This window comes from Devosia sp. (assembly GCF_028290645.1).
Taxonomy (GTDB): Bacteria; Pseudomonadota; Alphaproteobacteria; order Rhizobiales; family Devosiaceae; genus Devosia_A.
Genome location: NZ_JAQGJL010000030.1, coordinates 1 through 10232 on the forward strand (window position 1 = coordinate 1; position 10232 = coordinate 10232).

Sequence of the window (10232 nt, forward strand, 5' to 3'; positions counted from 1 at the left end):
TGCCCAAGCCCTCGCAGCAGCAGTTGATCGAAAGCCTGCGCAAATACCGGGGCAGCCTACCGGCCGACTTCAAGTTCGACCGGGACGAGGCGAATGAGCGGTAGCTTCTGCGACACGAATGTCTTGCTCTACCTGATTTCGAGCGACGCCCCCAAGGCCGCTGTCGCCGAGCAGATGCTGTTCGAGCGGCCGTTTATCAGCGTGCAGGTCCTCAACGAGTTCGCCAATGTCGCGAAACGAAAGTCGCTGCGCGCGTGGGCGGAAATCCTCGACATCCTGCAGGTGATCACCCGGACGACCGCAGGCGTGCGTCCGATGACCGTCGCCACGCACAACCTGGGGATCGAACTGGTCACGCGACATCAGTTCGCGATTTACGACGCGATGCTGGTGGCTGCGGCGCTCGAAGCCGAATGCCACACCCTCTACTCCGAAGACATGCATGACGGCCTGCTGGTGGCAGGCCGCCTGCGGATCGTCAATCCGTTCGGCTAGGCCGCGGCCGGGGCCACGCCGCCGAACAGTCCGATGACGATGCCCTGCACGATCAGCACGCCGAGCAGGTAGCCGCCGTCGATCAAGGTAAGGCTCCATTTGGCGCCCTGGTAGCGGTGGTTGAGGATCATCGAGGTGATGACGAAGCCCAGCCACATGTGGACGCCGCACAGCACGCCGGTGGTGACGTTGGTGGCGCCGAATATCACCGGGGTGAGCAGCGCGATGAAATAGGCCATCACCAGCTGGACGACGACGGACCAGGCATAGGGCGTCCAGTCGGCCCGGTCGATGTCTTCCGGCTTCTTGCCGAGCGCGGCGAGCCACTGCTTGGACAGCGCCATGTACCAGACGTAGCCGAGCGCCATGCTGGCGATCATGGCGACGACCACCGCGAGCCAGTTCACTGCGAAATGCGTCATTGTTATCCCCCTCGTGCCGCCGATGCGGCGAGGGGATGCTAGGTTGATTTGGGGTGGAAGCGGTAGCCTCTCGGGGCCGGTGGCTGTGGACCAGGCGGCTCCTGCGCCTCCCTCCCCCTTGGGGGGAGGGATCGAGGGTGGGGGTGCCCCACGCTCGATGCCCGAGACCTGCCTACAGCCCGCCCATCCTGCAGATCAGCTTCCACTCCGCCTCGGTGACCGGGCTCACGGACAGCCGGGAGAGTTTCACCAGCGCCATGTTGGCGAGTTCGGGCGTCTTCTTGATGGTTTCGAGCGTCACCGGCTTCGGCAGCTTCTTCACCGGCAGCACGTCGACGCATTCCCAGACGATATTGCCCTTGTCGTTGGGCTCGGCGGTCGAATCGGGGTGGGCGAGGGCCACCACCTTGAGGATGCCTACGATCTCCTTGCCGATATTGGAGTGGTAGAAGAACGCCTCGTCGCCGAGCCGCATCGCCTTCATGTTGTTGCGCGCGGTGTAGTTGCGCACCCCGTGCCATTCCTCGGGGACGCCGCGGGCGACCACGTCGTCGTAGGAATTGACGTCCGGTTCGGACTTCATCAGCCAGTAGGCCATGCCTGGTGCCTCATTTGCTGGTGTTGTTGATGCCCAGCCGCCAGGGCTTGATGGTGATCGAGTCGAAGACGCCGTTGATGACGAACGGATCGCTGCCGAAGGTCGCCTCGGCGTCCTCCAGGCTCTCGGCCTCGATGACCATGAAGCTGCCGACCATGTCGCCGTTGGAGTCGAGGAACGGGCCGGCGAGCACCAGCCGGTCGCCCAGCGTCTCCAAATGCTTCAGGTGGTCGGGCCGCACCGCCAGGCGATGGGCGAGGCCGTTGGGCTTGTCGTAGGCAACAATCGCGTAGTGCAAGGTCAGTCTTCCCTCTTGAGTGGCCGTGACATCAGTCCGGCGACGATATCGTTGATGGTGGCGGATCCCCCGATGAGGAGGTTTACCGCATCGATGAGCGGTGCGTCGATGCTCAGTTGGTCGGCCAGTGACTTGGCGACCGGGGCGGTGAGCACGCCCTCGGCGAGCTCGGTGCCGGCGGCCTCGCCGCGGCCGAGGCTGACGCCGTGGCGATAGTTGCGCGACTGCGTCGAGGTGCAGCTCAGCGTCAGGTCGCCGAGCCCGGCAAGGCCGGTGAGGGTCGAGGCGCTGCCGCCCATGCGAACGACGAGCCGGGTCAATTCGGCAAAGGCGCGGGCGAGCAGCGCCGAGCGGGCCGAGGCGCCGAGGCCGGCGCCGTCGACGGCGCCGCAGCCCAGCGCATAGACATTCTTCAGCGCCCCGGCGAGCTCGACGCCAAGCCGGTCGTCGGCGGCATAGAGGCGGAAGGTGGGACCGGCGAGGGCGGCGGCTACGGCCGAGGTCTTCTCCGGATCGTCGCCGGCGAGGGTGACGGCGGTGGGGCGCCCGGACGCGACATCCCCGGCAAAGCTCGGGCCGGAGAGCACGTAGGGGATGGCGCCGGGCGCGACATCGGCGAGAATCTGGCTCTGGCGGTCGAGCGTTCGGTGTTCGAGGCCCTTGGCGGTGAGGACGACCGGCTTGCCGGCGAGCTGGCCGGCGACAGCGCGGAGGGCGTCGCGGGTTGCCTGCGCCGGCACGGCGAGGATGACGAGGTCGGCATCGGGCAGGACTGACGTCGCGCCGATACCGGGAAGGAGGTTCACGCCCGGCAGGTGCGGCGTGTTGCGGTGCCGGGCGTTGATCTCCTCGATCACCGCCGGGTCGCGCCCGACGAGCGTCACCTCGCGCCCGGCGATGGCGGCGACCTGCGCGAGCGCCGTGCCCCAGGCTCCGGCGCCGATGATGGCGATGCGGTCAAGCGGCATGGTCGAGGCCCATATCGTCGCTGTCGAGCGGCCAGCGTGCCTTGGCGGAGAAGCTCAGGGGATCATCGGCGCCGAGCGCCAGCCGTTCGGCGCCGGCCCAGGCGACCATGGCGCCGTTGTCGGTGCAGAGCGGGATCGGCGGGATGATGAGGGTAGCGCCGGCCGCGTTCGCGGCCTCACGGAGCGCCGCGCCAATCGCCTGGTTGGCGGCGACACCGCCGGCGACGACGAGGCGGAGCGGCTGGCCGGGGAGTTCGGTGGCATATTTCGCCAGGGCCGAGCGGGCGCGGGTGGCGACGATCTCGGCGACAGTGCGCTGGAAGCTGGCCGAGATATCGGCGACATCCTGGTCGGTCAGCGGCGCCAATTGTTCGGCGGCGAGACGGACGGCGGTCTTCAAGCCGGAGAACGAGAAATCGAGCCGGTCTTCCTTCAACAGCGGGCGCGGGAAGTTGAAGCGGCGCGGATCGCCTCGCAGCGCCATCTTCTCGACTTCCGGACCACCGGGGACGCCGAGGCCGAGCAGTTTCGCCACCTTGTCGAAGGCCTCGCCCAGTGCATCGTCGATGGTGGTGCCCCAGCGCTCATAGTCGCCGACACCGCGGACGAGGACGAACTGGCTGTGCCCGCCCGAGACCAGCAGCATCAGGTAGGGGAAGGCGAGACCATCGGTGAGGCGGGCGGTGAGCGCGTGGGCCTCGAGGTGGTTGACCGCAATCAACGGCTTCCCCAGCGCGGCGGCGAGGGCCTTGGCCGTGGTAAGTCCGACCAGCACGCCGCCGATCAGCCCCGGCCCAGCCGTAGCGGCGATGGCGTCCACATCGCCGAGCCGCATGCCGGCAGTTTCGGCGGCCCTCGCGATGATGTGGTCGAGATGGCTGACATGGGCGCGGGCGGCGAGCTCGGGGACGACGCCGCCATAGGGGGCATGCTCGTCGAGCTGGCTGCGCACGATATTACTCAGAATGGTCGCACGGCCGCTGGCGTCGTCGCGCTCGACGATCGAGGCGGCGGTTTCGTCGCAGCTGGTTTCGATGCCGAGCACTCTCATCAAACTTGTCCGGCTCCTTGGTAAGCGGTAAGCCCAGCCCGCTTTGGCCTACAATAGGTGTGTCCAACAATGCAATCGGCGCCGCTGCTTCGGATCGGGACCCGCGGGTCGATGCTGGCGCTGGCGCAGGCGCAACTGACGCAGCGGCTGCTGGCCGAGGCGCACGATGTGCCGCTCGATGCCATCGCGATCCGGGTGATCACCACCAGCGGCGACCGCCTGACCGACCGGCCATTGAGCGAAGCGGGCGGCAAGGGGCTGTTTTCGAAGGAGATCGAGGCCGCGCTCGAAGCCAATGAGATCGATCTCGGGGTGCATTCGAGCAAGGACCTCGCCTCCTGGCTGCCCGACGGGCTGGTGCTGGCGGCATTCCTCGAGCGCGAGGATGTGCGGGATGCGTTCGTGTCGCTGAAATTCGACAGCGTCGCCAGCCTGCCCGAGGGGGCCAGGCTCGGCTCGTCCTCGATCCGGCGGGCGGCACAGATGCTGCGGGCCCGGCCGGACCTGACCATCGTGCCGTTCCGCGGCAATGTCGATACGCGGCTCCAAAAGCTCGAAGCCGGGGTGGCGGATGCGACGCTGCTCGCCGTCGCCGGGCTGAACCGGCTGGGGAAACAGGACAAGATCACTGCCTATCTCGATCCGCACGATTTCCCGCCGGCGCCGGCGCAGGGGGCGATCGGCATCGAGATCCGCGAGAGCGATACGCGCACGGCGGAACTGGTGGCCGTGCTGAACCATTCGCCCACGGCGACGACGATCGCGGCGGAGCGGGCGCTGCTCAAGACGCTCGACGGATCGTGTCGAACCCCGATCGGTGCGTTTACCGAATTGAATGGGGTTTGGTGCAGGTTGACCGCCGAGCTCCTAAGCCCCGACGGGCGCGAATTTTATCGCGGCTCGGTCGAGGGGGCGGCCACCGACGCCGTCAAACTCGGAACGCAACTGGGTGAAAAGCTGTTGGAACAGGCGGGGCCGGAGTTCCAGCTGCAATTCAAAGGATAGGCGCTGACATTGAAAATGCTCGTGACCCGGCCAGACCCCGACGCGAGCGATACTGCTGCGCGACTGGGCGCGCTCGGCATCGAGGGGGTCGGCTGCCCGCTGCTGGTGCACGAGACGCTCGATGTCGGGCTGCCCGAGCCGAAGGGTTTTGCGGCGGTGGCGGTGACCAGCGCCAATGCGCTCAGGGCGCTCGACGAGCGCGGGGTGCTCGCCCGCTATACCGGGCTGCTGCTCTACGCGGTGGGCGACCGGACGGCGGCGGTGGCGCGGGAATTGGGTTTCGCACAGGTGACCAGCGCAGAGGGGGCATTCGCCGATCTGGTGGAACTCCTCGCACACGCCCCGCTCGAAGGGCCGATCTTTTATCCGGCGGCGCGGGACATGTCGGCGGATCTCGGCAAATCGCTGGCGCCGTTCGGACGCATGGTGATTACCGCCGAAGTCTATGCGATGAACCCGATAGCGGCGCTGCCGGCGGGTATCGCCGAGCAGCTCGGCGGCGAGATCGCGGCGGTGCTGTTCTATTCGAAGCGCACCGCGCAGACCTTCGTGCGGCTCACGGAGCGGGTGCTCGACCGGCACGGGCGGGCGCAGCTCGGCGTGCTTTGCCTGTCCGAGGCAGTTGCCGAGCCGCTGCTCGATGCCCATTTCGTGCGGGTCGGGCTCGCCGACTACCCGAGCGAAGAGGCGATGATGGGGCTTGCCTTACAGTTTGCGCGCGACCAAAACCCTAGATGACCGGAATAGCTGAGGAAATGCCGCATGGCTGAACGCAAGTCGGGGCCCGTCAAGCCGCCGGTCATTGAGCTCAAGGCGCGCGAGGCCCGGAAGCCGGCTGCGGCGACGACGGCGCGCGGCAAGGCGGCGGAAGCCGCCGTCGAGGCGGCTGCCGCGGCACCTGCCGAGGCTGTCATCGAGGCATCGCCCCGGGCCATGCCCGAGCCGCCTCCGCAGGCGGCGCCCGAAGCCGTGGAGGAGCCGTCGCGACCGGCGGCGCCACCGCCGCCGCGGCCGCAGGCGCGGCTCGCCATGCCGTGGAGCGCCATTTCGATCGCCACCGTGGCCGGGGCGCTGCTTGGCGCCGGACTGGTCTACGTCCTCACCAACTGGCTGCCGCTGCCCGACAGCCGGCCAGCGATCGCCGATCCTGCTGCGCGCCTCGATGCGCAGGACACCAGCCTTTCGGACATCGAAACGCGGCTGGCGGCCGTCGAGGAACAGGGCAAGCGCACCCAGGTCAGCCTCGACGCAACGATTGCGCAGCTCGACAGCGGGCTCAGCGAAGTGCGCCAGCAGGTTGCGGCGGTGCCGGCGGCGACACCGGTCGACCTGGCGCCGCTCGAGACTGAGCTCAAGGCCCTCGGCGACCGGGTTACGGCGATCGGCGCCGGGGCTTCGAGCGCCGATGCGACGGCGCTGACGCAGTCGATCAGCAGCATCGAGGCTGGCATCACGGATCTGCGCACCCAGCTCACGGCGCTCGACCAGCGGGTCGGGGCGGCGGACGGGGAGATCAACAGCCTCAAGGGCGACGTCGCGGCGACGCGGACCGCGATCTCGACGCAGACCCTGGGCGGGACCGATATCGGCCCGGCGGTGCGGCTGCCGCTGGTGGTGTCGGGGCTCGAAAACGCCATCGCCAACGGCCGGCCCTACGCGGTGGAACTGCAGAGCCTCAAGGCGCTGCTGCCGGACTTCGCCATCCCGGATGTGATCGCGGCTTCGGCAGCCGAAGGCCTGCCGCGGCCCGACGCGGTGGCGGCGCAGTTCTCGGCGGCAGTGCCGGACATCCTCGCCGGACGCGCAGCGGTGAGCAGCGGCGACATGGGCGCCGATGCGGTCGAATGGCTGAAGGGCCTCCTGGCGCTGCGGCCGGTCGGCGAGGTGGCAGGCGACAGTCCCGAGGCCATCGTCTCGCGGCTCGAGGGCGCGGTGGACCGGCGCGATTTCACGACGGCGGCCTCGCTCTTCGCGCAATTGCCGCCGGCGATGCAGGCGGGAGCCGGTCCGGCCGGCGCCGATATCGGCAAGCTCGCCGCGGCGGAGAGCTTCATGACCGATCTGCGGGCCCGGGCGCTGACACCGACGGCGGAGGCCACGCCTTGATCCGGCTCGCTTACTGGCTGATCGGCAGCCTCCTCGTCACCGCGGCGATCGCCTGGCTCATCGGGTTGCCGGGAACGCTCACCATCGAGTTCCTCGATTTCCGCATGCAGCCGCGGCTGGGCGTCGCGGCCTTCCTCGCCGTGGCAGCGGTGGTGCTGATCATCCTCATCTGGGGAATCCTGAAGCGCATCATCGCGGCGCCCTACTACATCGCGCGGCATGCGCGCGAGCGGCGCAAGGATGCCGGCTACATGGCGCTGTCGGACGGCTTCATCGCGCTCTCTGCCGGCGACGCCAACCGGGCCCGGCAGCTGGCGCGCGAGGCGCGGGGGAACCTGCCGCGCAATGCCGCGGCGCAGCTGCTCGAAGCCCGGGCCGACCTCGTCCTCGGCGACATGCACTCGGCGCGCGAGCACTACCGGGCGCTGATCACCAACCGCAAGACCGCGCTCGCGGCACTCTCCGGGCTCTACGACCAGGCCCGGCAGCAGGGGCGGCTCGATGCGGCGCTGACCTTCGCGCAGAAGGCCATCGACATCTCGCCGCAGGCGCCCTGGGCGCGCGAGGCGGTGTTCGACGACCTGACGCGCAACGGGCGCTGGGACGATGCCTACCGGATGATCGCCGACGAGCAGGCGGTGAGCCGGGAGGAAAAGATGCGCAAGCGCCGCCGGCAGGCGGTGGTGGAGACGGCGCGGGCGCAGCTGGCCGAAGGGCGCGATTCGCACGCGGCGCTCGAACATGCGCTGGCGGCCCTGAAGCTGCAGCCCGATTTCGTCCCGGCGGCGCTGATCGCGGCCCGCATCTATTCCAATCGCGGCGAAGCGCGGCGGGCGATGAGCCTCCTCCGCCGGGTATGGCGGGCGACCTCGCATCCCGATGTCGCAACCCTGTTCGCCAATTCGGTGCCCGGCGTTTCGGCCCTCGACCGGTTGAAGCGGGTGACCGAACTGATCGACAGCCCGCCGCCCAACAAGGCGAGCGCGCTGGTCCTCGCCCGGGCCTCGATCGATGCCTTCGACTGGGTGGCGGCGCGGCAGGCGTTAGCCGGCTATTCGAGCGCCAACCCGTCGCAGGCAGTGTGCCTCCTGATGGCGGAGATCGAGGACGGGCAGTCGGGCGACAAGGGCAAGGCGCGCGACTGGCTGAACCGCGCGGTGCGCGCCCCGCGCGATCCGGTGTGGACCGCCGACGGCATCACCGCCGAGGAATGGGAACCGCTCTCGCCGGTGACCGGCAAGCTCGATGCGTTCGAATGGCGGGTGCCGACCAGCGCCGTGGCAACCCGCACCGGCGCGACCCCGGCGCTGCCCCAGAGTGCACCGAGCGAGCCCGCACCGGCTCCGGCGGAGCCCGAAAGGCCGCAGGGCGGACCTCTGGCGCTGCCGGAGACCTGACCTCCAGGCTCTGCCGGCAAAGCTGCGCTAAGCTCTCTTGCGCGTGACCGGCGTCGCTTGTATTAGACCCCGATCCGGCGCAACGCTCGCGCCGGTCAGGCCGCATTAGCTCAGTTGGTAGAGCACATCATTCGTAATGATGGGGTCAGGTGTTCGAGTCACCTATGCGGCACCATTTTCCGGATCACTCACTGCAACCCGGTCGCGGGGGCCTCATGGCCCAGCGCCGCGGCAACTCCTGCCCTTGAAGGCCGGAATGTCGTCGTTGCGGTGCTTCGGCCGTCATTCGGCCGCTTGTACCCAGACTTCGCGCTGGACATCGAGGCGCGCCCACACCTCCACCAGGGCTTCGACCAGCCGACCGATCAGGGCGTCTTCGTGCAAAGGTCCCGGCGTGATGCGCAGCCGCTCGGTCCCCCTGGGTACCGTGGGATAGTTGATCGGCTGGATGTAGATGCCGAAGTCGGAGAGCAGCAGGTCGCTCGCCGCCTTGCATTTCTCCGGATCGCCGATCAGCACGGGGACGGCTGGCGGCTGGTGCCGGAAATATTGCGCGTCCCACCGGCGCCGGTCCCCATCCGGGCCGCCATCTCGACCATGGCGTGAACCACTTTGGGGTGGTGGCCCATGCCGAGATAGTCGGTGGAGCACCAGATCACCACCTCCCGCGGCCCTTCAGGGGAGTGCCAGATCGCGAAGGGAAACCGGCCGACGATCCGCTCGAGATCGGCGAACACCCGGTAGCGGCGTTCGCCCCCGAGCCGTGCCAGCGCCGCGGCGAAGAAGCCGTCATAGCTCGTCAGGCCGCCGGTGCTGCGATCCCCAAGACGGTCGTCCAAGACACCCTCCCATCAGCAGATGCTGAATTTCCGTGCAGGCCGGAGCAAGAGCGCCATCGGCGCGCCCAGGCAGGGACAACGCTCTCGTTGCTGCCGCCTGCATTGAAAGGCATGCCGCACTTGCGGTGCTCGTCGGCTGTTGCCCGGCCTGTTGCAGGGTTGCGCTCGCGACACGGGCTCTCCGCAACAACTGCGCCTATGTTGCGAGCATCGCCTAAAGGCGGTCGCCCCCTCGCCGCACGATTGCGCAAGATCGGGACAATCGAGCCCACGGGGCAAAAGTCATCCCCGAAAGAATGTGTTCTGGTTTTTCTTCCCGACGTTCCCCGTCAATGCTCCAGGGGCAACGCCCATAGTAAAGCTGCTGCATGGCTGTGGTGTTGCTGAATTACTACGCCTCGAACACAGGACATTATTTCATGACCGACCGTAAGCCGTCCATGACCCACGCCACCGGCACGCCCGTGGTTGACAACACCAACATTCAGACTGCGGGCCCGCGGGGTCCGGCCCTGCTCCAGGACATCTGGCTGATCGAGAAGCTGGCCCATTTCGACCGCGAGGTGATTCCCGAGCGCCGCATGCATGCAAAGGGTTGGGGTGCCCACGGCACTTTCACTGTCACCCACGATATCAGCCGCTACACCAAGGCGAAGATCTTCTCCGAGGTCGGCAAGCAGACGCCGATGCTGGTCCGTTTCTCGACGGTGGCTGGCGAGCGTGGCGCGGCGGATGCCGAGCGCGATATCCGCGGTACTGCCTTGAAGTTCTACACCGAGGAAGGCAACTGGGACATCGTCGGCAACAATACGCCGGTGTTCTTCTTTCGCGATCCGCTCCGCTTTTCGGACCTGAACCACGCGATCAAGCGCGATCCGCGCACCGGAATGCGCTCGGCCGACAACAACTGGGACTTCTGGACGTTGCTGCCGGAGTCGTTGCACCAGGTGACTGTCGTGATGTCCGACCGCGGCATCCCGCGAAGCTTCCGACACATGCATCTGTTCGGCAGCCACACCTTCTCGATGATCAATGCCGCCAATGAGCGGAACT

At 68.0% G+C, this 10232-nt stretch carries 11 protein-coding genes, 1 tRNA gene and 1 pseudogene; 7 read left to right on the forward strand and 6 right to left on the reverse strand.

Annotated elements, in window-relative coordinates; translation table 11 throughout:
• Window positions 1–93: 93 nt before the first annotated feature.
• On the forward strand, window positions 94–495 hold the full coding sequence (locus JWQ89_RS01890) for a PIN domain-containing protein (RefSeq protein ID WP_299637926.1): 402 nt from the start codon (window positions 94–96) through the stop codon (window positions 493–495).
• On the opposite strand, the gene JWQ89_RS01895 is transcribed toward JWQ89_RS01890, so the two are convergent.
• The 5 genes from JWQ89_RS01895 to tsaD all read right to left on the reverse strand — a co-directional run bounded on the left by JWQ89_RS01895 (window position 492) and on the right by tsaD (window position 3832).
• Window positions 492–917: a DUF1761 domain-containing protein gene (locus JWQ89_RS01895; RefSeq protein ID WP_299637928.1), complete on the reverse strand. Its 426-nt coding sequence runs from the start codon at window positions 915–917 to the stop codon at window positions 492–494. The genes JWQ89_RS01890 and JWQ89_RS01895 overlap by 4 nt on opposite strands.
• A 172-nt stretch (window positions 918–1089) precedes the next feature.
• Window positions 1090–1515, reverse strand: a complete 426-nt coding sequence (locus JWQ89_RS01900) for an EVE domain-containing protein (RefSeq protein WP_299637930.1) — start codon at window positions 1513–1515, stop codon at window positions 1090–1092.
• Window positions 1516–1525: 10 nt separating this feature from the next.
• Window positions 1526–1813: a YciI family protein gene (locus JWQ89_RS01905; protein ID WP_299637932.1), complete on the reverse strand. Its 288-nt coding sequence runs from the start codon at window positions 1811–1813 to the stop codon at window positions 1526–1528.
• Window positions 1814–1815: 2 nt separating this feature from the next.
• Window positions 1816–2781, reverse strand: a complete 966-nt coding sequence (locus tag JWQ89_RS01910; RefSeq protein WP_299637933.1) for an NAD(P)H-dependent glycerol-3-phosphate dehydrogenase — start codon at window positions 2779–2781, stop codon at window positions 1816–1818.
• On the reverse strand, window positions 2771–3832 hold the full coding sequence (gene tsaD, locus JWQ89_RS01915) for a tRNA (adenosine(37)-N6)-threonylcarbamoyltransferase complex transferase subunit TsaD (RefSeq protein WP_299637935.1): 1062 nt from the start codon (window positions 3830–3832) through the stop codon (window positions 2771–2773). Before tsaD ends, JWQ89_RS01910 begins: the two co-directional genes overlap by 11 nt.
• 69 nt (window positions 3833–3901) lie before the next feature.
• Here tsaD and hemC point away from each other — a divergent pair, with 69 nt between their 5' ends.
• From hemC to JWQ89_RS01940, 5 genes are all read left to right on the forward strand, one after another.
• Entirely contained in the window at window positions 3902–4837 is a 936-nt protein-coding gene (hemC, locus tag JWQ89_RS01920) for a hydroxymethylbilane synthase (RefSeq protein WP_299637937.1), read from the forward strand.
• A gap of 15 nt (window positions 4838–4852) precedes the next feature.
• Window positions 4853–5575 carry a uroporphyrinogen-III synthase gene (locus JWQ89_RS01925; RefSeq protein WP_299637944.1) on the forward strand — a complete coding sequence of 241 codons (723 nt, stop codon included), beginning with the start codon at window positions 4853–4855 and terminating at the stop codon, window positions 5573–5575.
• A gap of 24 nt (window positions 5576–5599) precedes the next feature.
• Window positions 5600–6943 (forward strand): hypothetical protein, encoded by a 1344-nt coding sequence (locus JWQ89_RS01930; protein ID WP_299637938.1) that lies wholly within the window; start codon window positions 5600–5602, stop codon window positions 6941–6943.
• A complete protein-coding gene (locus tag JWQ89_RS01935) occupies window positions 6940–8340 on the forward strand; it encodes a heme biosynthesis HemY N-terminal domain-containing protein (protein ID WP_299637940.1) in 1401 nt (466 codons plus the stop codon). The genes JWQ89_RS01930 and JWQ89_RS01935 overlap by 4 nt, the downstream gene beginning before the upstream one ends.
• Window positions 8341–8439: 99 nt before the next feature.
• A tRNA-Thr gene (locus tag JWQ89_RS01940) sits at window positions 8440–8515 on the forward strand.
• 107 nt (window positions 8516–8622) lie between these two features.
• Here the strand turns inward: JWQ89_RS01940 and JWQ89_RS01945 are convergent.
• Window positions 8623–9143 (reverse strand): annotated as a pseudogene (locus tag JWQ89_RS01945) (aminotransferase class I/II-fold pyridoxal phosphate-dependent enzyme).
• 455 nt (window positions 9144–9598) lie between these two features.
• Between JWQ89_RS01945 and JWQ89_RS01950 the strand changes: the two are divergent.
• Window positions 9599–10232 (forward strand): catalase (locus JWQ89_RS01950; RefSeq protein WP_299637942.1); only part of this gene is annotated, 634 nt, incomplete at its 3' end.

Bases quoted from the DNA above. Each gene is read 5' to 3' on its own strand.
- JWQ89_RS01895 (WP_299637928.1), bottom strand. From the start codon at position 917: ATGACGCATTTCGCAGTGAACTGGCTCGCGGTGGTCGTCGCCATGATC.
- JWQ89_RS01930 (WP_299637938.1), top strand. From the start codon at position 5,600: ATGGCTGAACGCAAGTCGGGGCCCGTCAAGCCGCCGGTCATTGAGCTC.
- JWQ89_RS01900 (WP_299637930.1), bottom strand. From the start codon at position 1,515: ATGGCCTACTGGCTGATGAAGTCCGAACCGGACGTCAATTCCTACGAC.
- tsaD (WP_299637935.1), bottom strand. From the start codon at position 3,832: ATGAGAGTGCTCGGCATCGAAACCAGCTGCGACGAAACCGCCGCCTCG.
- JWQ89_RS01910 (WP_299637933.1), bottom strand. From the start codon at position 2,781: ATGCCGCTTGACCGCATCGCCATCATCGGCGCCGGAGCCTGGGGCACG.
- JWQ89_RS01925 (WP_299637944.1), top strand. From the start codon at position 4,853: ATGCTCGTGACCCGGCCAGACCCCGACGCGAGCGATACTGCTGCGCGA.
- hemC (WP_299637937.1), top strand. From the start codon at position 3,902: ATGCAATCGGCGCCGCTGCTTCGGATCGGGACCCGCGGGTCGATGCTG.
- JWQ89_RS01890 (WP_299637926.1), top strand. From the start codon at position 94: ATGAGCGGTAGCTTCTGCGACACGAATGTCTTGCTCTACCTGATTTCG.